Source organism: Catenulispora yoronensis (genome assembly GCF_039531695.1).
In the GTDB taxonomy this organism is placed as follows: Bacteria; Actinomycetota; Actinomycetes; order Streptomycetales; family Catenulisporaceae; genus Catenulispora; species Catenulispora yoronensis.
The window spans coordinates 51182-75619 of sequence record NZ_BAAAQN010000061.1 but is presented as its reverse complement, the minus strand read 5'-3'; the positions used below and the strand labels follow the sequence as shown (position 1 = coordinate 75619).

At 72.9% G+C, this 24438-nt stretch carries 15 protein-coding genes and 1 pseudogene; 7 read left to right on the top strand and 9 right to left on the bottom strand.

All coding sequences use genetic code 11. The features are described from left to right. The 3 genes and pseudogenes from ABD481_RS36795 to ABD481_RS36785 all read left to right on the top strand — a co-directional run. Positions 1-935, top strand: a pseudogene (locus tag ABD481_RS36795) (lectin); the annotation flags it as partial. 40 nt (positions 936-975) lie between these two features. Further along, positions 976-2100 carry a glycoside hydrolase family 19 protein gene (locus ABD481_RS36790; protein ID WP_344670482.1) on the top strand — a complete coding sequence of 375 codons (1125 nt, stop codon included), beginning with the start codon at positions 976-978 and terminating at the stop codon, positions 2098-2100. Between the two features lie 262 nt (positions 2101-2362). Further along, positions 2363-4267 carry an arabinofuranosidase catalytic domain-containing protein gene (locus tag ABD481_RS36785; protein WP_344670481.1) on the top strand — a complete coding sequence of 635 codons (1905 nt, stop codon included), beginning with the start codon at positions 2363-2365 and terminating at the stop codon, positions 4265-4267. An 86-nt stretch (positions 4268-4353) separates the two neighbouring features. Here ABD481_RS36785 and ABD481_RS36780 read toward each other — a convergent pair whose 3' ends face one another. Both ABD481_RS36780 and ABD481_RS36775 read right to left on the bottom strand, forming a co-directional pair. Beyond that, positions 4354-5544, bottom strand: coding sequence for a hypothetical protein (locus ABD481_RS36780; RefSeq protein ID WP_344670480.1), 1191 nt, complete (start codon positions 5542-5544; stop codon positions 4354-4356). 237 nt (positions 5545-5781) lie between these two features. Further along, entirely contained in the window at positions 5782-7251 is a 1470-nt protein-coding gene (locus ABD481_RS36775) for a ketol-acid reductoisomerase (RefSeq protein ID WP_344670479.1), read from the bottom strand. Between the two features lie 274 nt (positions 7252-7525). On the opposite strand from ABD481_RS36775, the gene ABD481_RS36770 reads away from it, so the two are divergent. Further along, entirely contained in the window at positions 7526-9424 is a 1899-nt protein-coding gene (locus ABD481_RS36770) for a CHAT domain-containing protein (protein ID WP_344670478.1), read from the top strand. Between the two features lie 23 nt (positions 9425-9447). Here ABD481_RS36770 and ABD481_RS36765 read toward each other — a convergent pair whose 3' ends face one another. The 3 genes from ABD481_RS36765 to ABD481_RS36755 form a co-directional block, all read right to left on the bottom strand. Next, positions 9448-10464, bottom strand: coding sequence for a serine/threonine-protein kinase (locus ABD481_RS36765; RefSeq protein ID WP_344670477.1), 1017 nt, complete (start codon positions 10462-10464; stop codon positions 9448-9450). 162 nt (positions 10465-10626) lie between these two features. Then, entirely contained in the window at positions 10627-13020 is a 2394-nt protein-coding gene (locus ABD481_RS36760; RefSeq protein ID WP_344670476.1) for a caspase family protein, read from the bottom strand. A 282-nt stretch (positions 13021-13302) separates the two neighbouring features. Further along, positions 13303-15018, bottom strand: a complete 1716-nt coding sequence (locus ABD481_RS36755; protein ID WP_344670475.1) for a helix-turn-helix domain-containing protein — start codon at positions 15016-15018, stop codon at positions 13303-13305. Between the two features lie 121 nt (positions 15019-15139). On the opposite strand from ABD481_RS36755, the gene fxsT reads away from it, so the two are divergent. Then, positions 15140-17647, top strand: coding sequence for an FxSxx-COOH system tetratricopeptide repeat protein (gene fxsT / locus ABD481_RS36750; RefSeq protein WP_344670474.1), 2508 nt, complete (start codon positions 15140-15142; stop codon positions 17645-17647). A 525-nt stretch (positions 17648-18172) separates the two neighbouring features. Further along, positions 18173-19180 (top strand): hypothetical protein, encoded by a 1008-nt coding sequence (locus tag ABD481_RS36745; RefSeq protein WP_425559381.1) that lies wholly within the window; start codon positions 18173-18175, stop codon positions 19178-19180. A 149-nt stretch (positions 19181-19329) separates the two neighbouring features. Here the strand turns inward: ABD481_RS36745 and ABD481_RS36740 are convergent, their stop codons facing one another. After that, complete coding sequence (locus tag ABD481_RS36740) at positions 19330-19617, bottom strand: hypothetical protein (RefSeq protein WP_344670472.1); 288 nt, start codon at positions 19615-19617, stop codon at positions 19330-19332. Positions 19618-19700: 83 nt separating this feature from the next. Here ABD481_RS36740 and ABD481_RS36735 point away from each other — a divergent pair, with 83 nt between their 5' ends. Then, a complete protein-coding gene (locus ABD481_RS36735; protein WP_344670471.1) occupies positions 19701-20732 on the top strand; it encodes a DNA polymerase IV in 1032 nt (343 codons plus the stop codon). 21 nt (positions 20733-20753) lie between these two features. On the opposite strand, the gene ligD is transcribed toward ABD481_RS36735, so the two are convergent. The 3 genes from ligD to ABD481_RS36720 form a co-directional block, all read right to left on the bottom strand. Beyond that, the gene (gene ligD / locus ABD481_RS36730; RefSeq protein WP_344670470.1) at positions 20754-21764 is read right to left on the bottom strand and encodes a non-homologous end-joining DNA ligase; all 1011 of its coding nucleotides are present in this window, start codon (positions 21762-21764) and stop codon (positions 20754-20756) included. Beyond that, positions 21761-22885, bottom strand: a complete 1125-nt coding sequence (locus tag ABD481_RS36725) for an ATP-dependent DNA ligase (protein WP_344670469.1) — start codon at positions 22883-22885, stop codon at positions 21761-21763. Before ABD481_RS36725 ends, ligD begins: the two co-directional genes overlap by 4 nt. 106 nt (positions 22886-22991) lie before the next feature. Next, on the bottom strand, positions 22992-24419 hold the full coding sequence (locus ABD481_RS36720; protein ID WP_344670468.1) for an alpha/beta hydrolase: 1428 nt from the start codon (positions 24417-24419) through the stop codon (positions 22992-22994). Positions 24420-24438: the final 19 nt, after the last annotated feature.

Sequence of the window (24438 nt, the reverse complement as noted above, 5' to 3'; positions counted from 1 at the left end):
GCTACGTCATCGGCGGCGTACCCCGCGAATGGCGCACCGGCGTCGGCGGCTCACGCCCCGGATACCTCAGCGTCTACCACGCCTTCAACATGCTCTCCCCCTGGATGGTCGGCGCCATCGGCAACGCCGCCGACTCCGACTCCGTCTACCAGAACATCAACGTCCCGGACCAGGCCGACTGCACCGCCAACGGCGTCGACTACCAGCCCTGCGTGCTGCCCGGCGACGTCTCGGCCAACCAGCGGGCCCACGGCGACTTCATGTGGCGCCAGTTCTACAACATGGTCCGCGTCGGCGCGCAAGGCATCTACATCTCCATGTTCGACGAGTACGGCGAGGGCAACCAGATCGCCAAGACCGCCGAAAACGCTTCCATGACGCCGGTGGGCTCCGGCCTGTCGGCCCTGGACTCGGACGGCACGGCCTGCTCCTCGGACTACTACCTGCGCCTGACCAACGACGGCGGCCGGATGCTCAAGGGCCAGATCGCGCTGACCGCGACCCGGCCCACGCAGCCGGTTTCCGGCTCCGGCGGCACCACGACGGTCGTCAGCCTGCGCGCGCACGCCAACGGGCTGATCGTGACCGCCGAGAACGCGGGCGCCGCCGCGCTGATCGCGAACCGCACCGCCGTCGGGGCGTGGGAGCAGTTCGATCTGCTCGACGCCGGCAACGGCGCCATCGCCCTCCGGGCGCACGCCAACAACCTGATCGTCTGCGCCGACAACGCCGGCGCGTCCCCGCTCATCGCCAACCGCACCTCGGTCGGCGCCTGGGAGACGTTCACCCTCGTCCACAACGCCGACGGCAGCGTGAGCCTGCGATCGGCCGCCAACGGCCGGTACGTCACGGCCGAGAACGCCGGGGCCTCGTCGCTGATCGCCAACCGCACGACCATCGGCGCCTGGGAGGAGTTCGACCTGATCACCGACTGACCGCCAACGCATCACCGACCGGGAAGGCAGGACCCACCAGATGGACTCCAGCAAGCAACCGCTTTATCGCAGAGCCCGACGTCGCGCTCTCGCGATGCTCGGCACCGTCGCACTCCTCGTCGGCATCGGAGTGGGCGCGGCGAGCGTCGCCCAGGCCGCCGGCACCGGACCGATCACCGGCTACCAGGGCCTGTGTCTGGACGACCGGGGCGCCGGCACCGCGTTGTTCAACCCGGTCCAGGTCTACACCTGCAACGGCACCGGGGCCCAGCAGTGGACGGTGGCCTCGAACAGCACGATCCAGGTCCTGGGCATGTGTCTGGACGTGGCCGGGGCCGGGACCGCCAACGGCACCAAGGTCGACCTCTACACCTGTAACGGCACCGCCGCCCAGGTCTGGCAGCCGCGGAACGGGACGCTGGTCAACCCGAACTCGGGCCGGTGCCTGGACGACACCGGCTGGGGCGGCTCCGGCACGCAGGTGCAGATCTGGGACTGCGCCGGCGGCGCCAACCAGAACTGGGCCCTGCCCGGCGGGGGCAGCGGCGGTGGCGGCGGCGGGTTCGTCGTCAGCGAGGCGCAGTTCAACCAGATGTTCCCGGGCCGGAACTCCTTCTACACCTACAGCGGCCTGGTCACGGCGCTCAGCGCCTACCCGGCGTTCGCCACCACCGGCAGCACCACGGTGCAGAAGCAGGAAGCCGCCGCGTTCCTGGCGAACGTGGACCATGAGACCGGCGGCCTGGTCTACATCAAGGAGATCGACCAGTCCGGCAACTACTGCGCCTCCGAGCCCTACGGCTGTCCGGCCGGCACCTACAGCTACTACGGCCGCGGCCCGCTCCAGATCTCGTGGAACTTCAACTACAAGGCCGCCGGCGACTCCCTGGGCATCGACCTGCTCGACAACCCCGACCTGGTCTCCACCAACGCCGCGATCTCCTGGCAGACCGCGCTCTGGTACTGGATGACCGGGACCGGCGGCAGCTCCGTCACCTCGCACCAGGCGATGGTCGGCGGCTCCGGGTTCGGCGCCACGATCCGGGCGATCAACGGCATCGAGTGCAACGGCGGCAACACCGGTGAGATGCAGGACCGCGTCAACGACTACCAGTCGTTCACGTCCATCCTCGGCGTCCCCGCCGGAGGCAACCTGACCTGCTAGCAGAGAACTGATCTACCTCGTACGGACAGCCCGGCTCCCAGGCGTCGAACCGCCTCCTGGGAGCCGGGCTGTCGGGGTTGCGCAGAGCGGCTCCCGTTTTCTCAGAGTTCGGACTCCCTCTTATGCGCGAGATCATTCCAAACTTCGCGAGAGATTCCGTTAACAGCCTTGACTTAAGTCAATACTCGGATGAACATGTGCGATGCGCCGCTGGGGGCGGCGCGTGCCCGCTCGTGCTCGCGTGTCTCCCTTGGAGGTATCCGTGCTCTTTGAAAAGAGACTCCGGCCGCGCCCGCGGCTCGTGGTCGTGTTCCTGCTGGCGCTGGCCATGGCCATGCCGATCCTCGCCTCGACCACGACCAAGGCCGCCGCGGCCGCGTCGGCGCCGTGCGACATCTACGCGGCCGGCAGCACGCCGTGCCAGGCGGCGTACAGCACCACCCGGGCGATGTACTCGGCGTACAACGGCCCGCTCTACCAGATCCAGCGCGCCTCCGACAGCAGCACCCTGAACATCGGGCTGCGCTCGGCGGGCGGCGTGGTCAACTCCTCGCCGCAGGTCACGTTCTGCTTCAGCACCACGTGCACGATCACGCTGCTGTACGACCAGACGCCGAACGCCAACAATCTGGGCATCTCCCCCGGCAAGTCGTGCGCCGGCTGCTCCGGCGGCCTGGCCGGCCCCGGCCCGAACGGCTCGGACATCGGCGCGAACGCGATGGCGCTGCCGGTCACGATCGGCGGGCAGCCGGCCTACGGCGTGCTCGTGAACAGCGTCGGCACCGGATACCGCGACAACGCCGCGAAGAACGTGCCCACGGGCTCGCAGCCCGAGGGCGAGTACATGCTGACGTCGTCCAACCTGACCAGCAGCAGCTGCTGCTTCGACTTCGGGTCGGCCGAGACCAACGACAGCGACGACGGCAACGGCACGATGAACGCGATCTACTACGGCACCGCGTGCTGGACCGGCGGCTGCACGGGCTCCGGGCCGTGGGTCGGCGGCGACCTCGAGAACGGCATGTACTTCAGCAACACCGGGCCCAACCCGCCGTCGATCCCGAGCGAGACCGGCTCGTTCGTCACCGCCTGGGAGAAGAACAACGGCACCACCAACTTCACCCTGAAATACGGCAACGGGCAGTCCGGCGGGCTGAACCAGTCCTATTCCGGGCCGCTGCCGACCCCCGGGTACAACCCGATGCAGGTGCAGAACTCGATCGAGCTCGGCACCGGCGGCGACAACAGCGACCTGGGCAAGGGTGAGTTCTTCGAAGGCGCCGTCACCTCCGGCTTCCCCTCCGACGCGACCGAGAACGCGGTGCAGGCGAACATCGCCGCCGCCGGGTACGCGAACAACACCACCACCTTCGGCACCAGCGCCTCCGTGATCAGCCTGAAGGCCCACGCGAACGGCAAGTACGTCGACGCGCCGAACAACACCACCGGACTGATCGCCGACGCCGCCTCGATCGGCCGGGCCGAGGAGTTCGAGATGGTCACCGGCACCGACGGCACGGTGAACCTGATGGCGCTGTCCGACTCCAGCTGGGTGACGGCCGACAACAACGGGGCCGCGCCGCTGATCGCCAACCGGGGCGCGGTCGGCAACTGGGAGGTCTTCGGCCTGATCCACAACGCGGACAGCAGCGTCAGCCTCCGGTCCTACACCAACCAGAACATCGTCACGGCGGACAACGCCGGCGCGTCACCGCTGATCGCCAACCGCACGGCGATCGGCCCCTGGGAGGAGTTCGACCTCGTCGCCGACACCGTCCCGGTCAGCCTGCGCGCGCACGCGAACAACGACTACGTCACCGCCGAGAACGCCGGCGCGGCCCCGCTGATCGCCAACCGCACGGCGGTCGGGCCTTGGGAGACCTTCGACCTGATTCCCAACAGCGACGGCTCCACCAGCCTGCGGGCGCATGCGAACAACGACATCGTGACGGCGGACAACGCCGGCGCGTCGGCGCTGATCGCCAACCGCACGGCGATCGGGCCGTGGGAGAAGTTCGATCTGGTGGCCAACGGCATCGGCAGCGTCAGCCTGCGCGCTCATGCGAACAACGACTACGTGACCGCGCCGAACGGCGGGGCGTCGTCGCTGATCGCCAGTGCGACGTCGATCGGGCAGTCGGAGCAGTTCGACCTCAGATTCGACTGAAGCCGGAACCGGTACTGAGATCGGAGGAAAGACACCGCTCGGCCCGGGCTTCCGGCCCGGGCCGAGCGCTCAAGCGGTACCGCGAATCAGTTCTCGGTCACCCGGCTCCACGTGAACGGCCCGAAGGACGTCGCGGTGGTCGGGTTGTGCGCCAGCGGCGAGACCGTCAGCTTCAGGTATTCCAGCGGGATCGTGCTGCCGTGCACCACGATGCGGTGGAAGTTCGGCACGTTGTAGGACGGGTGGCTGTTCCACGCGTCGTAGGAGCAGACGTCCTGGTCGCCGGTGCAGGGCGAGCCCTGCTGCAGCGGGTTGTCCGAGCGGTAGACGTGCGAGTCGCCGACCAGGAGCAGTACCGGCTTGCCGAAGGCGGTGGTGTGCGAGGCCAGGCTGGAGACGATCGGCTCGTAGTTCGTCAGGTGGGCGTTGGTCTTGCCGTCCAGGTCCCACATGTCGGCCTGCGTGGTCACCACGACGCTGGAGACGCCGCCGAAGTGCGCCAGGGCGAAGGCGGTGTCCAGCCAGCGCAGGTCGGCGGCGGTACGGCGGGCGGCCTCGTCCTGCTGGGCCGGCGAGGCGGCCGGGGCGCCGTACCAGGGGTCGGCGTCGTTGTTGGAGCCGCCGGGCACGTTGATGGTGACGAACAGCGTGCCGTTGCGGACCCAGAGCACGTTCTCCACGTACTTCGAGTCCTCCGGGTGCGCCCAGTTCGGCACCTCGGCCTGCGACAGCACACGCAGCGTGTCGCTGCCCAGCGTGTGCCCGGGCCGGGCGAAGAAGGTGCGGCGGACCAGGTCCAGGTTCGCGGCCGGGTTGCCGGCGGCGTAGTCGACCGGCTGGCCGGTGGCCGGGTCCAGGACCGGGTCGACCTGGCCGGTGGCCGCGTTGTACTTGCCGCCGCCCTCGGCGGCCTTGTGGCAGTCGGCCCACTCGTTGTCGCCGGGCGTGTAGACCAGCGGGTCGGCGAAGGTCTTCCACAGCGCCGCGATGGACTGGTCGTACGCCTCGGTGCAGTACTGCTTGCCGGAGTGGATGTCCCCGACGTGGATCACGGTGCTGACATCCGGGTCCGCGTTGACCGCCGCGATGAACGCCGGCGTCGCCTGGAACTCGGCGGTGTCGGTCGGCGTGGTCCCGTACGGGGCGTCGCCGTACACGGCCACGGTGAAGGCGCCACGCGCGCCGTGCCCGGCCGTCGCGTCCGCCGTCCCGGCGGTGAGCGGGATGGTGCACGTTACCAGCGCCAAACCGGCAGCCACATGCCACCTTGTGTTCATCGAGTCTCCTTGGTGAGTTCCCATCCCTGCCGCGACACAGCATGTTGGTGCCGGAAATCGCGTCGGGAACGGCGAGGTGAACGACGAACGACGACAGGGCTACTCGTATCACCACTGATAACCCGAGAGATCGGGATCGGGCGATCCGGCCGGTTTCCCGGACTCGTCGCCAGGCCGGCCGGCGGCCCTCGCGCCTGGCGACGAATCTCGGGAGTGGGCCTGGTACGGGCCGAACCGTCAGTCCACGAAGATGTCCACCGACGGCCGCAGCCCCGCGCACGTGGCCAGCACCGCGTGCACCGGATGCGCCAGGAAGGACGCGAACGGCGTCCCGTCGATCTCCTGCTTCGCGTCGATCGGCGGGTACGCCGCCTGCGCGAGCAGGTAGTCGAAGCGGGGTGCCCACTTGCGGGAGCCCAGGCGCGCGGTGACCGAGCAGTTGTCGACCATGTAGGCGACCCCGCGGGCGTGCATGTAAGGGTTCAGCGAGTCCACGCTCTCGATGACCGACTCGTTGGCGATCTCCGAGTAGGGGTGCCCGGCCCGCCACAGGACGTCGATCTGGGCCATCATCACGCCGCAGTAGACGCCCGCGGTGAAGGGGTTCAGGGGCGCGGGGGTGCCGTCGCGGCGGGCGCGGACGTCGGCGCCGACCAGCCACATCTCGGCCTGGTCGATCTTGCCCATCGGATAGGCGGGCAGGCGCCGGCCGGCCAGGACGACGCTGCGGACCTCGTTGCCGCTGGCGACCTCGTCGTAGATCTCCTGCACGATCTCCGCGCCGACCGGGTAGGCGGCGTTGTAGGCGGTGCGGAAGACCTCGCGGTCCGCGGCGGAGAGGCTGTCGTGGACCGCCTTGATCCCCTCGTGGGAGATGATTCCGGAGATCGGGCCGGTGACCGATTCCACCGAGTTGGTGAACGCCTCCGCGCGGGACATGCCCTGGTCGGTGTAGCGGCGGTAAAGGCTCTCGACGATGCCGTGGACGGCGCCGAGCAGGATCGCGCGCTCGCCGGTGATGTCGGAGACGTACTCCGAGCGCAGCGTGGTCTGGAAGACGTACGGCGCGCCGAGGCCGACGGCCCAGCCCAGGGCCCGCTCGGTGGCGCGGCCGGTCACGTCCTGGTGCACCGCGAAACTGGCGTTGATGCCCGCGCCGTTGACCTCGGCGCCCTGCACGTAGAGGGCCCGGACGGAGCGGCCCATGCCCTTGGGGCAGACCGCGATCACGTCGACATGCGGCGGGAAGTCGGCGCCGACGTTGGACAGGTGCCCGTGCAGGAAGCCGTGGGACAGGCCGAGCGTCGCGCCCGGCTTGAGGGTCTCGAAGATCCGCGGGTAGAGCTCCGCCTGCGCGGCGTCGGAGATGAGCAGGATCACCAGGTCCGACTCGGCGATGACGTCGAACATCTCGCCGAGCGTCCCGGTGTCCTCGGTGAAGCCGACGTCGCGCGCCTCGTCCAGGGACGCCGAACCTTCTCGCAGGCCCACTTTGACCCGCACGGCGTCGCCGAGCGAGTCCCGCAGGTTCTGCGCCTGCGCCGCGCCCTGCGGGCCCCAGCCGATGACGCCGATCTGGTCGACGCCGGTGAAGGCCGCGGGCAGCAGCGGGAGCAGGTGCCGCCCGCCGCGGACGATGGCTTCGCGGTGATCCGCGACCTCGATGTACTCCTTGTCGAACACGGCTGTGTCGAAGTCGAGTTCCATTTCGCTCCTTGAGGATTGTGCGTTCTCGGACAGCTAGAACGGCGCATCATCCGCGGCGAAGAGGTCTTCTCGGACTGCGTCCTGCATGCGCAGTGCCACGTCATGGGAGTCTGACGGGAGAGCGGCCAGTCTAGCCGATCGCAGTGGTCTGTCTCTGCTTCGGGTCGAACGATGGACAGGACCGGACAGGACAGGCCGGGTCGGGTCGAGCCGGGTCGGTCCGGGCCCGGTCGCTGTCAGCGCGAACGGGGAAGCTGTCCGTCAGGAATCAGACATGACCGACGAGGTGCTGGCCCGCCGTGCCCGGCTGCGTGCCCAGCTGTCGGAGTTGGCCGGACCGGACCGGGCCCGGCCGCTGTACGAGCTGGGGCAGGTGTGCGCGTACCTGCATCAGCGGACCGGGGTCACGACGGCGGCCGCGCAGCCGTATCTGCGCGAGGCGATCGACGCGCTCGACGAGGCGTACGGCCGCCTGGCGCCCGGGGATCCGTACCGGAGCCGCTGCGGCGCGGTCCTGGGGATGCTGATCGGCAGTCGGCTGATCTCCGGGCCGACCGGGCCGGAGGATCCGCGGCGGGACCGCGCCATAGCGCTGATCGGCGAGGCGCTGGCCTCCGGTGCGGTCAGTCCGGTGCAGCGGCTCAGCGCGCACATGATCCTCGGCATGCTTCTGCTGATGCGGGCGCTGAGCCGGATGCAGGGACCGGCGGCGGCACGCACCGTGGTCGCGCGGACCGGCGGCGGCGCGGGGGCGGCGGACCTGCCCGACGTCGAGCGCGGGCTGGAACACCTGGCGCTCGTGGATGCCGATCCCGGTGTGCCGCAGGAACTGCGGTGGATGGCGCGGACGGTCACGACGATGGGTGAGGCGCTGCGGGACATGCTGAGCGGGTCCACCGGGCCGCTGAGTGTGGTCGAGACCCTCCAGACGCTCCAGACCCTCCGGCAGACCAAGATCGACGTGTCCGAGCCGTTGGTCTTCTCCGAGGATCCGCTCAGGACGGAGGCGGTCGAAGGGCTTCGCGACGAAGTCAGGAAGCTGCTGGCGGGGCCGGGTGAGGTCCTGGACACGGTGGCCGGCCTGCTCCGGGCCGGGGAGGCGCCGCCGTGGATCGACGATTTCGTGGCGTCGGCGGGCGGTGTGGTGCTCGCCGACGTGGCGCCGACCGGTGTCGATCATCTGCTGTACGCGGCAGCGCTCCATCTCAAGGGATTACCGGACTCGGACGCCCATGCGCTCACCGCCGCCAGGATCCTGCCGGATACGCAGGCGGACGCCATCCCCGTCCTGCTGTTGCTCGCGGAGCTCCGGTCGGCCGGGACGCTTTCGACCGTCGCCCTGCGGCTCACCGGCCTTCAGTCGGCCCTGCGCGTCCTCGGCGCCGATACGTTGCTGTTCCCGGACCCGGTCGCGGGCCTGGTGCTGGAGGTGGCGACCGGACGGATCGGCCGCGACGTGCCGGTCGGCGAGCGCCTGGTGGCCGTCGGCGGGGATCCGCCGGGGATCGCAGCACATTGGTTCGGGTCGGTGCGGCAGCTGGTGGCGGCGGCCGGGCGTCCGGTGCGTCCGGTGGTCGCGGATCCGGTGTTCGTGGTCGATCCGCGGGGCGATCGCGAGGCGGCGACGATGCTGGCCCTGGTGCTGCGGCGACTTCTGTATCCACGGTCCACAGGCTTGGGCCGGGTCGTGGAGGATGTCGGGGGCGCGGGCACGGCCGAGCAGGTCCGTGCGCATCTGAACGCTTCGCTGCTGCATCTGGACTGTGGCGTCGCGCCCGATGGGATGCTGGAGCTGGCCGACGGCGACGTTCTCGATCTGGGTACTGATTCGGCCGACGTTGCCGCCGGTGGGCTCGTGGTCCTTCCCCCGGGCCGGTTCGCGCCGCTGGCCGATCGCTTGCTCGCGGCCGGGTTCGGCGGGGTCGTCGGCTGGACCCGGCCGGTGCCGGGGCCGCTGGCGGCTCTGGCGATATTCGTCGTCCATCAGGAACTCGTCGAACGCGGTCAGCCGCCGGCCGAGGCGGTCCGCAGGGCCCGGCGGTGGCTGTGCGATCCGGAGCGGGCCGGCGAGCGGCTGCCCGCCCTGCTCACCGGTTGCGTCGATGTCCTTGCCGCGACGCCGGACGCGGAACTCGGCGCGGCGGCGGCCGCACTGGTCTATCGCGGCTCATGAGACAGAGTCAGGGTCCTGCGGGCCTATTCGAACCGCGTGTCGCCGACCGCCGGCTGCCAGGCGATCCCGTAGGCGAACCCGGCCCGGATCCGGTCGAACTCCAGCGCGACCTCGCCGACCGCGTCGAGTTCCAGGGGCTCGCCGGGGCTGTCCCGGTCGAGCAGCCGGCGCGGCGGGACGCCGTGGAAGCGCCGCACGCGGCTCGGCAGGCGGTCGGCGCCGAACCGCACCCGCAGCCGGAAGGCGTCGCAGGCCACCAGCGGGACGAACGCGTAGTAGGGCCGGATGACATAGCCCTCGGGGATCCGGTACGTCATCGAGTACTCGTGGTGCTCGCCGACGCCGAGTTCGCGGGGCAGGTCCAGGACGTGCAGGAAATGGCCCTCGCCCTCGCGCCGGGCCGGGGCGCGCAGCGTCGCCCCGTACTGCACCTCGGCCACCACGTCGGGCGCGGCGGGCACGCCGTCGGGCAGCCGGGGCAGGCTGAACCGGGTGACGATGCGCCGCAGCCCGGGCCGCAGCGCGACGACAGAGCGGGTCTCGGTCACCTCGGGCATCGGGGTGTCCAGCCGCAGCAGCGACTCCAGGCTGCGCACCGCCCAGCCCTCGTCGGCGCCGTCGGGGGTGCGGGCCTGGTCGTTGACGCGCTCGTACTCCGCGGCGGCCTCCTCGGCCAGCCGCTGGAAGGCGTCCTGCACGCGGCGCCGCGCGGTGCGGGCGCTGCACAGCAGGGTCTGGGCCAGGCTGTGCTCGCGCTCGGAGAGGCTGCGCCACTGCGCGTCGGGGGAGATGGCCAGCGCGTACTCGACGGCCAGGCGCATCTCGTCGGGGAAGTCGGCGCTCAGGCGGCGCACGGCGGCCACCGCCTTGCGGCGCACCTCGCCGGGCGAGTCCTCGGGCGTGACCCCGTAGACATGGCTGAGCAGCCGCTGGCCCGCGGTCCTGGAGCGCAGGTCGGCGGATTGCAGGCCCCATCCGCGGCGCTGGTTCCGGAACTCCTGGTCCAGCAGTTGGACCAGGAGACTGTTCGACGACGTCATGCATCCCTCCCGCGACCAGCCTAACGACGCAGGTCGCGCGGATCACCGAAAACCCGATCCGACGCGCCGGGCGCGGCGCCGGGTTTCGCAGAACTCGTACATTCGAAGGAGATCAGGGTCCGGATTCCGTCGGCCGGCGGACCGGTCAGCTAACCCGCCGACTCACCCGCCGGCCCGCGGGCCGGGGCCGGGCGGCTGGCGCGGTCCGGGCACCCGGACCGTCACCGCCAGCGTCGCCACCGCCCAGTCCCCGGTGCCGGGGACCGCCGGGTCGGCCGGGTCGGGACCGGGGGCGGGGCCGTAGCCGGGGCTGTGGCCAGGGCCGTAGCCGGGACCGTGGGGCCGGGCCAGGAACCCGAGCCGGTCCTGCACCCCGGTCAGCGCCGAGCGCGGGCCCGACGCCGCCGGCGGCTGCGGCATCGGCTCGCCGAGGCGCGGCAGCGCGAACGGCGCGGCGTTCAGCGGGTTCTCCGAGATCAGGACCTTGAACAAGGAGGTGGCGACGGCCCCGGGCCGCACCGGCCGGCCCGGCGGCAGATTCATCCGCAGCGGCCGCCCGCGCTGCGCCGCGACGGCGTGGCCGGCGCCGACCCACTCCCCCGGGAACAGGTCGGTGTGCAGGCCGAACCGGTCGGTCAGGTGCAGCAGCGCGCAGTACAGCATCCGGTCGGCGGTGCTGCGCAGCCGGACGAACACCAGCGGCGCCTGCCAGCCGCCGTCCGGCAGGCGGCGGTAGTTGACGGTGAGCGTGCCGTCGGGGAGCAGCGGCAGCGGCGGGTCCTGCAAGCGGTCGACGGCCTGCCCGGTACGGACCGCGGCCAGCTCCACGCGCACCGCGCCGGCCAGCCGGGAGACCGGGTTGTCCAGCCCGGCGACCAGGCGCCAACGGGCGATGTGCTCCAGCTCGGCCACGATCCGGGCGGCCTGCTGGGCCGAGCGGCACGGGCGCGGCACGGCCACCGGCCCGCCGTCGGCGCGGCAGAGCTGGACCATCCCCGGCCCGAGGGCACGCACCCGGACCGTCGGCGGCCGACCGCGGTCGCCGGGGTCGAGCACCCGGACGTACGGCGAGGGCGTCCCGCCCGGTCCGGCGACTGCCAGGGTCCTGATGATCAGCGGCGCGACGTACTCGCCGGCCGCCGCGGTCTCCAATCGCACCGGCTCGGCGGGTAAAGGAACCCGGGCCAGCACGACCGAGTGGCTGGCGCGGCGGTCCAGGGCGTCCGGCGGCCAACCGATCGGCTCCAGAACGCTGTGCTCGGCCCGCACCTCCACCACCCGGGCCTGCCGCACCGGCCGGCTGCCGACCACCGCGACCACCGTCGGATCGGCGGCCGGACCGGCCACGAGGCCGTGGGCGGCCCCGGCGTCGACGGTCCAGACCCGGTTCCGGTGATGCATGGTCAGCCGCGACGGCGGGATCCGCGCCGGGCCGCCGAGGAACGGCAGGTCGGCCGGTCCGCCACCGGGCACGGCGGCGGCCGGGACGAGGGCCGGACGCTGACCGGGGGCCAGCAGGCGGACCAGGTCGCGGGTGTCGTCGAGCAGCCGGCGGTAGGTCGCGGCGGGCTGCCGGCTCAGGCGGTCGAGCAAGGCGGTGGTGAAGACGCCCCGGAAGGCGCCGCCGATCCGCAGTTCCAGGGCCGGTTCGTGCGGACCGCAGGCGGTCAGGAGCACCGGGGCTGCGGAGAGCCCGGCGGCACGCGGGCTGTCGGGCCCGCCGACCTGCCGTAGCTCGGCCAGCAACGCATCGGCGGACGGCGGCTCGGGGGCCGGCGGGGTCCAGCGGACGGTGGAGGCGTCACCGATCTCGACCCGCTCCGGTTCGGTGCCGTCGAGGAAGAGTTCGATGTCGGTCACGGGTATCGGGGCAGCTGCGGAAGTGGCTGCTGCCGCCGCCGCTGCGGTGGCCGCCGCTGAACCAAGGGCGGGGGCAGCTGCGGAAGTGGCTGCTGCCGCCGCCGCTGCGGTGGCCGCCGCTGAACCAAGGGCGCCGGAGATGCCGGTCGCACCAATCGCGGCAGTCGCGCCAATAGCGGACCAGGGGACGATCGGGCCAGGGCGGAGGGTCTCGGCAGCGCCGGTCGCGGACCACGAGACGGCGGCCCGGGAGGCCCCCTCGCCACGGCCGGCGTCCAGGACCTGGACCACATGCGCACCGGCGGCGGCGATGTCGGCGGCCAGCAGCGCGACCTCCTTGTCCAGCAGATCGGGCACCGATCCCTGCCGGCTGTCCGCGCACAGCAGGGTCTGGACCGTGCCACCCAGGTCCAAGTGCGCCAACTCCCGCGGCAGCGGCACCGCCGAGCCGCGGCCGCTGAACCAGAACAGCGCGGTGTCGCCGGGCCCGGCCTGGCCCAGGTGCTTGCGGAAGCCCGCGAGCAGCGCCGCCCGGGTGGCCTCGGTGTCGGTGAGTCTCAGCAGGCTGAGCCGCTCGTCCGGGATCCGGGCCCGCAGGTGCGCCTCGACCGCCAGCGCGTCGCGGCGCGCGCCGTGCAACCCGGCGGTCGGCGGCTGGTAGTCGTCGATGCCCACGATAAGGGCGTACAGCGTCATTGATGCGGCTCCCCTACGGCTCGGCGCCGCGCCTTCGCGGCGAATGGAACGGGGAGGGGCCGGTGCCCCTCCCCTGTGTGCCCCCTGCGGTGGTGCCGATCAGCCGATCAGCCCCAGGATCCACGCCAGCAGTGCCCGGATTCCGGCATGCGACTCCATGTGCGGCCCTCCCCTCCGTCTGTCGCGAACTCCCCCAACGGGTCGCATGCACCACCCTCTCCGGCGGGCCCGGGCCTGGAAAAGGCGTTGTCCCGGGCCCGTGCGAGTGGAAACGGGAAACCCTCAGGTCCGCAGGGCGTCGGCCAGGCGCAGCCGGGTGCGGCGGACGGCCGGGTGGCTGGGCCACCGGTTCAGGTCCCGGGACAGTCCGCGCAGGTCGACGCGGATCGTCGCGGACTGGAGCCGGTCGTAGGTGTCGAGCACGTCGTCGGCCACCGCACAGGCCTGCTCCGGTTCGCCGCAGGCGGCCAGGGCCAGGGCGAGCCGGGCGCCGAAGCGGGCGCGGGCCCGGTAGGCGTCGGCCGGGATGCGGGCGAGTTCGCGTTGCAGGATGTCGGCGGCCTGGCGCGGGCGTCCGAGGTCGAACAGGCACCAGCCGGTGGCGACCGCGACCTGGTCCGGGACGTGGGCCGAGCCGATGATGGGGGCGGCGGCCGGGCCGGGCGGTCGGGCCGGGCCGGTCGAGGTGGGGGAACTGGTCGGGGTGGTCTGGTTGGGCTGGCCGGGCCGGCTGATCGCGCCGGTCTGGTTGGGCTGGCCGGTGCGGGGGTTCTGGCTGGTCAGGTTGGTCAGGTCGGTCTGGCTGGTCAGGTCGGTCGCGCCGGTCGCGCCGGTCTGGCTGGTCGAACCGGTCGAGACAGTGCGCCCGGCGGCTCCGTTCGCGCTGTTGGCTCCGGCAGCTCCGTTGGCTCCGTTGACGTCGTCGGCTCTGTTCGTTCCGTCGGCTCCGTTCGTTCCCGTGGCAGGATCGGCCCTGTTCGGCCCGGGCAGCCCACCTGACGACGTCGCCGCCGTCGCCACCACCGCACCCGTCGCGGCCGCCGCCTGGGCCAGCAGCCCGGCGGCCCGGTCCAGGGCGCGCAGGCACCCGTCGTGGTCACCGGTCACCGCCAGGCCCTGGGCCTCGCGCTGCGCCGCCAGTCCCCTGATCCGGGGGTCGCCGGTGCCGGCCTGGGCCTGCCGCGCCAGCTCCACGACCAGGCGGCCGTCGTGCTGGTACAGCGCGATCAGCCCGCGCCGGACCAGCGCGTAGGCGGCCATGTCCCGGTCGCCGCCGGCCTCGGCGAACTCCACCGCCCGGTCGGTCCACCAGCCGGCGAGCCGGTCGTCGCCCTGCTCCTGGACCATCCAGCCGGTGTACTCGGCGTACCGGGAGGCCAGGGTCAGGGCGTCGGCCCGGTCCTGGCCGCCGATGGCCTTGGCCAGCGTGCGCAGCGCGTGCGTCTGCGCCACCAGCGTCGGGACCACCAGGTGCGCCGTCAGGCGCTGACCCTGGTGGCGCAGCTCGTCGAACACGGTGCGGAAGACCGCCACCGCCTCCTTCGCCTCGGCCGGGCCCAGACCGGAGGCGGCACCGCGCCCGGCCGCCGGGAAACCCAGCCCCGACATGCCCGGCACGCCCGCCACACCCGCTCCCAGGCCGACCACTCCGCCGGCCGCCAGCAGCTCGCGCCGGGACACCGGACGGAACACGTTGGTCCCCATATCGTCAAGCGCCAACACCCACACCTCACCCGCGTCGGTTTCCGTCACCCCCTGCGGGTGCGCGGTCTCCCGCGCCGCCGGGACGGGGACGAGCCCGGCGAGCTGTCCGCCGCACTCCAATACGCTGTCGCAGCGCCGGGCCAGGTCCGGGCTCGGGGCCTTGGCCCCGGTCTCGACCTTGCTCAGGTGGCTCTTGCTGTAGTGGACGAGCTTGGCGAACGCCGCGAGCGAGTGGCCCGCGGCCGCGCGCCGGGCGCGCAGCTCCGTACCGAACAGTTTGGTGCGATCCTGCATCGTTCGGCCCTGTCTCCCGTTGTCCGTCAGAAGAGAGCGAGCAGACGCCGGCGCCGTCACCGGAGAACCCCGGGCGCGGCGGCGGGCCCGATCGCGTGCCATCGAAGGAATCTGACGGACCGTGGGGACAGCGATGCCGGAGCCGACCGAACCCGCCGCGCGGATCTTCGTGAACTTCCGCAACGGCGACGACCCCTATGCCGCGTGGACCGTGCAGCGGGAGCTGTCCGCCCGATTCGGCCGCGCCGCGGTGTTCCGCTCCAGCGAGTCGATCCCGCCGGGCGCCGACTGGGCGGCGACGATCTGGCACCACCATCGCGGCAGCGCGGTGGTGATCGCGGTGATCGGGCCGCGCTGGCTGACCGTCGCCGACGAGCGCGGCCCGCGCCTGCACCAGCCGGACGACTGGGTGCGGGCCGAGATCGCCGAGGCGCTGCGCGCCGGGAAGCTGGTCATCCCGCTGCTGGTGTCCGGCGCGACCCGGCCGGGGACGGCGGACCTGCCGGCGGACCTGGCCGAGCTGGTGAAGCTCCAGACGGTGGCGATGGACCACCGGGGCACGGCCACCGACCGGGCGATCGAGGCGCTGGTGGAGCGGATCGCGCCGGTGATGGGGGCGCCGGTGATGCCTCCGCGGGTGGGTTGGCCGGTGCTGGGGCCGCCGGTGACGTGTCCGCCGGTGGCTCGGCCGCTGCTGCCGGCCGGGACGCACAGGTCGCTGCTGTCTCCGTCTCCGTCGCCCTCGCCGTCACTATCGCCCTCGCCCTCGCCCTCGCCGACCCCCGACCCGCCGCTGCGGAACATCCCGCCGATCGGCCCGCACCACCTGGACCGGCCCGCCGGCGTCGCGGTGCTCGACGAGGCCGTGCACGCCGTCCGCGGCTCCGGGCGCGCGGGGCCGGTCGTGGTCTGGGGCGGCATCGGGACCGGGAAGACCCGGCTGGCGATCGAGTACGCGGTGCGCCGGGAGGCCGAGCACTCGGTGGCGTGGTGGATCGCCGCGGACCGGCCGGACGCGGTCCCCTCGCAGCTCGCGACGCTGGCACAGGCGCTGGGGCTGGCGCTCGGCGAGGTGCCGGATGTGACCGCCGTCGTGCCGGCGCTGGCCCGGGCGCTGCGCCACCGGGGCCGCTGGCTGCTGGTGTTCGACGGCGTCGGCGACCCCGGCGAGCTGACGCCTTACCTGGCCCTGGCGGACGGCGGCGATCTGCTGGTCACCTCCCGGACCGGGGCCTGGGGCGAGCTGGCGGCGGCCGCGTGCCACGTCGGCCGGTTCCCGCGGGCGGACTCGGTGCGGCTGCTAGGGGCGCGGCTCGGGCCGGCGCCGGCGGCGGTGCTCGACCGGCTGGCCGCTGCCCTGGACGACCTGCCGGCCGCGGTCGGCCAGGCCGCCGCGTTCCTGGCCGCGGCGCCGCTGGGCCCGGCCCGCTACGCCGAACTGCTGGCCGAGCGCACCGCCGAGCTGCTCGCGCGCGGCGAGACGTACAGCTACCCGACGTCGCTGGCCGCCGCGTGGTCGCTGGCCCTGGACCGGCTGGCCGCCGAGGCCCCGGCGTCCGGGGACCTGGTCCGCTGCCTGGCGATGCTGGCCGCCGCGCCGGTGCCGTTCGCGTTCTTCGAGACCGGGGCCGCGTCCGCGCCGCCGGGCCTGGCCGAAGCCGGCGCGGACCCGCTCCGGCTGCTGGACCTGGGCGCCGCCGTCGCCCGCAGCGGCCTGCTCCCGGTCGAGGCCGGCGCGTTCCACCCGTTCCCGCTGTTCCAGGCGTTCCTCCGCAGCCAGGCCGACCGCCCCGGACTCGCCGCCGCCGCGACCGCCGCCCGCCGCTGGCTGGCCGCGGTGCCCCGGGCCGACCCGCGCGATCCGTCCGCGGTGCGGACCTACCGGCTGCTGCTGCCGCACGTGCTCGCGCTGGGCTTCTCAGCCTTCGAGGACCGCGCCGCGACCGCCGACGACCCGGGCTGGCGCTCACTGCTGCTGGACGTGATGCACTACCTGGTCGTGCACGCCGACGCTGGCACCGCGCGGGACCTCGCACAGGCCGCGCAGGAGCAGTGGGCCCTGGGCCCGGACGCCGTGGCCGCCGCCGAGCGACTGGCCCAGGCCCGGTACCGGCTCGGCGACCTCCGGCAGGCGGCGGCGCTGACCCCGGTGGCCCGGCCCTTGGTGCGGGCCTCGGTGACTTCTGCGACCTCCGCGGCTTCTGCGACCTCCGCAAGTTCCGCAGCCTTGGCAGCCGGGTCATTGGAAGGCACGATGCGACGGCAGACCCGGATCCTGGAGCCCGGCGCACGCGGGCTCACGTCGGCGCGGACCTTCGCGGAGGAGCTCGGGCCCGGCCACCCCGACGCACTGCGCGACGCCCTCGCGACAGCCTTCGACCTGCGGGCACTGGGCCGGCACGGAGAGGCGCTCGCCCTGGAGGAGGAAACCCACGGACGGCTGCTGCGAACCCTCGGTCCCGAACACCCCGACACGGTGCGCGCGGCGCTCCTGCTGGGGCGGTCGTGCTTCGAAGCCGGTGACGCCGCCGGCCTGAGCCTGCAAGAGGACGCGGCGCGGCGGCTGGCCGCCATCGGGGCGCGGGCGCGAGTACTGGCCCGGACGACGAACCTGCGCTACAGCTACTAACCGCTTTCGGCGCCGATCACCGCGAGGTCCGGCCGACCAACGACCGGACCTGCCGCGTCGGCGCCGATGCTCCGAACAGCCACTACGCACCTGCATCAGGCGGCGGTCGCCGCGGCGGGCTCCGGTTCACCGAGCTCCGGCTCAGCGAGTTCCGGACAGCCGGGCTCCGGCTCAGCGGGTCTCGGCTTAGCAAGTTCCGGCTCAGCGGGTCCCGGCTCAGCAAGTTCCGGCCACCCGCGCCGCGACCAGCTCCCTCCCCGACCACCGCACACCCCGCGCCACCGCCCCGCGCCCGCGCCCGCTCCCGCTCCCGCCGAACATCAGCCCCCGCACACACCTCGCCACTCGCCGCCACCGCCGAGCCGGCCGCGCCGTGGCCAGAATCGCGATTCGCGGCCGGAACCTGGCCAGTCCGGTGTCCTGAGCGGTCGCAGAATGTCTGCGCGTATCGCCGCCGCGGCGGCCACCAGCCGCCGGTCGACACCCCGAGCTCTCATCTCCCACCAGGAGGTCGCTTTGGCGTCCGTGGCATCCGCCGATCCGGTCTTCCCCGCCGGGACCGCCGGCGTGGCCGAACTGGCCCGGTCCGGCACCCTCGCAGACACGGCGGCCCGCTCGCCGGAGGCGCGCCGCCGGCTCGCCGGGCAGGTCTACAGCGTCGCCTGGCCGATCGTGTTCGAGCGGCTCACCCGCGACATCGAGCGCCGGCGCGGCCATCGCGGGTGCGCGGCGTCGTTCCAGAAGATGCTGCCGGAGTGTCTGGACGGTTTCCACGACGCGGTCGGCGCGGTCGTCGAGCACGTCCTGGACCACGCCGACACCCCGATCCGCAATCTGGCGGCGTGGATCGCCACGCGGATCTCCCCGGCAACCATCGACGCGCACCGGCGGCAGCGCGGCCAGCGCGGCGCGCTGCAACGCCCGCGCCTGCCGGCCTGGCTGGGCACCGCCCTGGGCGGCGACCCCTGGCTGTCGGAGCTGGCGCTGCGCATCCTGGTCTGGGTCGGCGTCCCGACCACGGCCGGGATCGGGCTGTGGCCGCTGGACGACTGGGCCCAGCGCCGCGCCGAGGCCACCGGCGACTGGCCCGGCAGCGATCCGCACCGGGTGCAGCGCGACGTCGACACGGTGCTGACGGCGATGCGCACCCGCCCCCGCTGGCACGCCGACTACGTCGAGCGCCCGCTGGGCCGCAAGCAGGCCCCGGTCGTCGCGCATCCGGGCGGCGCGGCGGCCGAGCCGGTCCCGCTCCGCCTGGTCAGCGGCGCCGACGAGGACGACCAGCGGCTGGCCGCGCTCGCCGAGGCGGCGCTGGAGGAGATCCGCCGGCGGCTCGGCACCGGGGAGCCGGCGCACGCCGTGGTGGCATCGGTGGTGCGGACGGTGTTCGGCGCGGCGGAGGGCCCGGACGCCCAGGCACGGCCGCCGCACGACCGGGTGCACGCCGGCGAGCGCGCGCTGACGCTGATCAGCGATCCGGCGGAGATCGACCGGATCGTGGCGGCGGTGCTGGCGATCGTGTCCGAGGGCTGATTCGGCCGCGCAGGCGGTCTGGCACGCGCAGGCATTCGGCCGAGCAAGGCGATCGTGTCCGAAGGCTGATTCGGCTGCGCAGGCGGTCTGGCACGCGCAGGCATTCGGCCGAGCAAGCCGAGCCTGGCGTGCGCGGGTGTCCGACCCGTTCAAGAGCTGATGGCCGGCCGATCAGTGGACCGTTTCGCGGAGCGTTTCTCAGCACCCTGTCCCAGCGCGCCCTGTTCCAGCAACGCCCGCCGCGACTCCAGATACGCCGCCAGCGCCGCGCGGTCCGGATCGCCGTCGGCCCGGCGCGCGACGGCCGCGCGCAGTTCGGCGCCGAACAGCTCCAGCACTCGCCGCTGTTGGGCCTCCGACAGTGGTTCCTGCCCATGATCCACGTCGACCTCCTTGTCGGGTGGTGGGTCGCAGCCGTCGCCGGTCCACGCCGTCATGTTTCTCCTGACGGACAGAAGCAGGACAGAAGGTGGCCTCGGCCGCGACGGCGAAATCCCCCGAAATCCCCCATACTGAACCCATGTCCGCGCGGGACTGGGTCCTCCACTTCGACCTCGACCAGTTCATCGCCGCCGTGGAGGTCGCGCGGCGGCCGGAGCTGCGCGGCCGGCCAGTCGTGGTCGGCGGGGACGGGGATCCGGGCAAGCGCGGGGTGGTGGCCACGGCCTCGTACGAGGCGCGGGAGTTCGGCGTGCATTCGGGGATGCCGCTGCGGCTGGCCGCCAGGAAGTGCCCCGAGGCGGTGTTCGTGGCGACGGATCGTGCGGCGTACGAGGAGGCCTCCGAAGAGGTGATGGAGGTGCTGCGCGGGCTGCCGGTGGTGGTGGAGGTCGTGGGGTGGGACGAGGCGTTCCTGGGGGCGCGGACCGAGGACCCGGAGGCGCTGGCGGCGCTGGTGCGGGAGACGGTGCGCACGCGGACCGGTCTGGAGTCGTCGGTCGGGATCGGGGACAACAAGCTGCGGGCCAAGACCGCGACGGGTTTCGCCAAGCCCGCCGGGGTCTTCCGGCTGACGGTCGACAACTGGGCCGAGGTGATGGCCGAGCGGCCCACCGACGCACTGTGGGGCATCGGGTCCCGGACGTCGAAAAAGCTCGCGGACCTGGGATTTCGGACGGTCGCCGAGCTGGCGCGCGCCGACCGGGACGAACTGGCGGAGCGGTTCGGGCCGAAGATGGGCCCGTACTTCTGGCTGTTGGCCAACGGCGCCGGTGACGCGAAGGTGTCGGACACGCCATATGTGCCGAGGTCTCGCAGCCGGGAGATCACGTTCCAGGAGGATCTGTCGGGAGCGGAGGTGCTGGCCGAGCAGATGCGTCTGCTGGCCCGGCAGGTGGCGCTGGACGTGGTGGCGGAGGGGCGGCCGGCGGCGCGGATCGGGGTGAAGATCAGGTACGCGCCGTTCGTGACGACGACCCGCAGCATGACGTTGCCCGCGCCGACGTCGGAGGCCGCCGACCTCGAACGCGCCGCGCTGGAGGTGCTGTCCGGCTTGGAATTGGAGCGTCCGGTGCGCTTGTTGGGAGTGCGGGCGGAGTTCGTCGAGTCCTGAGCCTGAGAAGGGATCCTGGACTCAGGACTCTGTGTGCTTTGCCCGGCTGGGTGCGACGCGCGGCGGCTCGTTGGGCATCTTGGGGTAGACCGGTGGCCAAGGAGCGTCCATGAGCCCGTTCTCCATATCGCGCCGCGACATCTCCAAGAGCGGCTCGATGGATTGCGGCCGGACGTTGTACTCGGCCCAAGGGTCGCCGCGTTCGGCGACCAGGTTCGGGACGGTGGCGATGGTCAGCAGGTCGGGTTGCACCGTCGCGAGTTCGTCCCAGCCGATCGGGGTCGACACCTGCGCGCCGACGCGGGGCCGCGCGCACCAGGCCCCGAAGACGGTCTTGTGCGGCGCGTTCTGGTTGAAGTCCACGAACACCCGGGCGCCGCGTTCCTCCTTCCACCACTGCGCGGTGATCTTCTCGGGGTGCCGGCGTTCCAGCTCCCGGGCCAGCGCGACGGCGGCGGCGCGCACTTCGTAGCCGTCCCAGCGGGGCTGGAGCCTGAGGTAGACGTGCAGTCCGCGCGAGCCGGAGGTCTTGATGTAGGCCTCGATCCCCAGTTCGGTCAGCAGCTCCCGGGTCAGCACGGCGGCCTGCCGCACCTCGGGGAAGCCGACGCCGGGCGAGGGGTCGAGGTCGACGCGCAGCTCGTCGGTGATCCCGGGATCGGCCGCGCGGATCGGCCAGACGTGGAAGCCCAGGCAGCCGAGGTTGACGCCCCACACGACGTGGGCCATGTCGGCGGCGACCAGGGCGTCGCTGGTGGTGCCGTTGGGCGTGGCGACCTCCATGGTGGTCAGCCAGTCCGGGACGGTCTTCGGCACGCGCTTCTGGAACCAGTTCTTGCCGCCGGCGCCGTCGGGATAGCGCTCCAGCAGCAGGGGCCGGTCCCGCAGGGTGTTCATGATCGGTCCGGCGACGGCGAGGTAGTAGCGGACCAGGTCCATCTTCGTCTCGCCGCGCTTGCTGAAGTACACCTTGTCGGGGTGCGACACGGTGACTTCGCGGCCGTCGATCTCCAGGATCGTCGCGTCCTTCATCGGCCCGGCTCCGCGTTGAACAGCGCGGCCAGTTCGGCCGGGGCCACCTGTTCGAGCTGGGCATAGGTGCACGACTGCGGGCTGCGGTCCGGCCGGAAGCGGACCAGCCGTCCGCCGTGCCGGAAGCGGCCGGACAGCAGGTGTTCGTAGCGCACCTCGGCGACGAGTTCCGGGCGCAGCGGCTCCCAGGTCAGGTCCTTGTCGGGAGCCCAGCGGCTCTGCGCGCCGGGCCGACGGCCGCCGCCGGTTCCGGCTCCGGCCTGAGCCTGGGCCTGGGCTTGCGCCTGGGCCTCGGCTTGGGCGTCGGCCCAGGGGCGCCAGGGATGGCCTTCGAGCGCGTTCTCGCGCAGCGGCGCCAGCTCGTCGACCAGGTCGCGGCGGCGCGCCGCGGTGAAGCTGCTGGCCACGCCGACATGGTGCAGCACTCCTTCGTCGTCGTAGAGGCCGAGCAGCAGCGAGCCGACGCCTTGGCCGTCCTTGTGCCAGCGGAATCCGGCGACGACGCAGTCGGCGGTGCGCTCGTGCTTCACCTTCACCATGACCCGCTTGTCCTGCTCGTAGGGCAGGTCGACGGGCTTGGCCATGACGCCGTCGAACCCGGCGCCCTCGAACCGGGTGAACCAGTCCTGCGCCACGTCGGGGTCGTCGGTGACGGGCGTCAGCAGCACCGTGCCGGTCACGTCGCCGAGGGCGCCCGCCAGGAGGCGGCGGCGCTCGTGGAACGGCTCGCCGGTCAGGTCGCGGTCGCCGAGCGCCAGCAGGTCGAAGGCGACGAAGCTGGCGGGCGTCTCCCCGGCCAGCTTGCGGACCCGGGAGGCGGCCGGGTGGAGCCGGTTCTGGAGGGCGTCGAAGTCCAGGCCGCCGTCGGTGGCCACGACGATCTCGCCGTCGACGACGCAGCGTTCCGGCAGCGCCGTGCGCAGCGGGGCGAGCAGCTCCGGGAAGTAGCGGGTCAGGGGCCGGTCGTTGCGGGACCCGAGCTCGACCTCGTCGCCGTCGCGGAACACCACGCAGCGGAAGCCGTCCCACTTGGGCTCGTAGACCAGGCCCGGATCGCGGGGGACTTCGTGTACGGCCTTCGCCAGCATCGGCCGCACCGGCGGCATGACCGGTAGCTCCACACGCCGACGCTAACCCGGGGGTGATCTTCCGGCACCCGGCCGGCGCCCGGCCGGGTGCCGGATCGGGCAGCGCGAGGCGGACCGGCCCCCTACGGACCGGTCCGCCTCAGTCCGCGACGAACGGGAACACCGGCTCCGGGTCCGGCGGCGGGGGCGCCGTCACCTGGTCGTAGTGGCCGGTGGCGATCCGTCCGAAGTTCGCCATCGCCGGCGACGACGAATCGAGGTAGTAGGAGTGCGCGGCGAGGAACCCGGACGGCCCCGCGCCCGCGTCGAACACGTGCGCGCCGAACGCCGGGGTCACCGGGTCGGTGTCGTGGAAGCCCTCGGCCCAGACGATCGGGTCGTGGTCGTCGCGGGTGGCCCAGACGTGCGCCGCGCCGCCGGGGGTGTGCAGGGCGGCGGCCGAGTCGACGTCGACCCCGGGGCTGGCGGCCAGGACCACGTCGTCCGCGCGCAGCCCGCCGGCGGCCTGGCTGGCGTCGCCGACGACGGTCGTGCCGTAGCTGTGGCCGATCACCGTGGTGTGCAGGGGATCGGACGGGTCGTGGGTCGCGTACAGGCCCTGCTGGAACTGGTCGAGCGTGACGCCGCCGGCGCGGGCCGGACCGGAGAACAGCGCGGCGGGCACGCTCTGCGGAGCGTCGTAGTCCATCCAAGCGATCGCCGAGGTGGAGTGCCCGGCGTCGGCGTTGTGCGCCGACGCCACGACGCTGTCGGCCGTCTTGGTGTAGTCGGCGACGCGGCCCGCCGACAGGTCGGTGCCGACGCCGGGCACCACGGTCACCACGTTGTCGGAGGTGTCCGGATTGTTGCTGGCCACGACCGCGTGCCCGACGCCGGCGGTGTCCACCTCCAACAGGTACTTCGGCGGCGTCCCGTCGGAGGCCGGCCGCAGCACCTTCTGCAACTCGTCGATCCCGCCCAGCTTGGTCTGCAGCGCGTCGATCTGCCGCTGCCGCATCGCGTACTCCGGGGACTCCGCGTCGAACGGAGACAGCGGCGAGTCCTTCAGGTCGTCGAGCTGCTTCTGCGTCTGCTGCCGCAGGCCCGACAGCACCGACCGGTTGGCGATGTCCCGCTCGGCGGCGGGCACGCCGTCCAGCGCGCCGATCTCGGCCGCGTCGGTGGTCAGCAGGGTGTTCTGCTGGTCGCTGCCCAGGCCGTCCCACCACCGCTTCACCGTCGCCGGGTCGCTGCCGCGGGCCGGCACGGCGGGCGTGGTCTTGCCGCCGAAGCTGTCGGACACCAGGGAGTCCAGCGACGCGTAGTCGTCCACGCAGCACTGCACGGCGCCGTTGAGGCCGTCGAAGAACTGCATGCCGCGGGTCAGCACGTCCATCAGGGTGCTGTGCAACTGGTTGTCGGCCCCGCTCACCAGGGCGCCGATCTGCGCGAAGTCCGAGCTGCCCAGCAGCAGCGACCCCACCTCGCCGACCACGCCGTTCCCGGCTCCGACCACGCTCTCCACCTCGGACACGACCAGGCCGACCGTGCGCAGGTCGATGTCGAAGAAGCCAAGATCGCTGGTCACAGCGTGCCTCCTGGTGGGG

What these genes read in the sequence shown, in the direction of transcription:
- ABD481_RS36755 (WP_344670475.1), bottom strand. Translation starts at nt 15,018, where the DNA reads ATGCAGGATCGCACCAAACTGTTCGGTACGGAGCTGCGCGCCCGGCGC.
- ABD481_RS36775 (WP_344670479.1), bottom strand. Translation starts at nt 7,251, where the DNA reads ATGGAACTCGACTTCGACACAGCCGTGTTCGACAAGGAGTACATCGAG.
- ligD (WP_344670470.1), bottom strand. Translation starts at nt 21,764, where the DNA reads ATGAAGGACGCGACGATCCTGGAGATCGACGGCCGCGAAGTCACCGTG.
- ABD481_RS36740 (WP_344670472.1), bottom strand. Translation starts at nt 19,617, where the DNA reads ATGACGGCGTGGACCGGCGACGGCTGCGACCCACCACCCGACAAGGAG.
- ABD481_RS36760 (WP_344670476.1), bottom strand. Translation starts at nt 13,020, where the DNA reads ATGACGCTGTACGCCCTTATCGTGGGCATCGACGACTACCAGCCGCCG.
- ABD481_RS36790 (WP_344670482.1), top strand. Translation starts at nt 976, where the DNA reads ATGGACTCCAGCAAGCAACCGCTTTATCGCAGAGCCCGACGTCGCGCT.
- ABD481_RS36770 (WP_344670478.1), top strand. Translation starts at nt 7,526, where the DNA reads ATGACCGACGAGGTGCTGGCCCGCCGTGCCCGGCTGCGTGCCCAGCTG.
- ABD481_RS36780 (WP_344670480.1), bottom strand. Translation starts at nt 5,544, where the DNA reads ATGAACACAAGGTGGCATGTGGCTGCCGGTTTGGCGCTGGTAACGTGC.
- ABD481_RS36765 (WP_344670477.1), bottom strand. Translation starts at nt 10,464, where the DNA reads ATGACGTCGTCGAACAGTCTCCTGGTCCAACTGCTGGACCAGGAGTTC.
- ABD481_RS36735 (WP_344670471.1), top strand. Translation starts at nt 19,701, where the DNA reads ATGTCCGCGCGGGACTGGGTCCTCCACTTCGACCTCGACCAGTTCATC.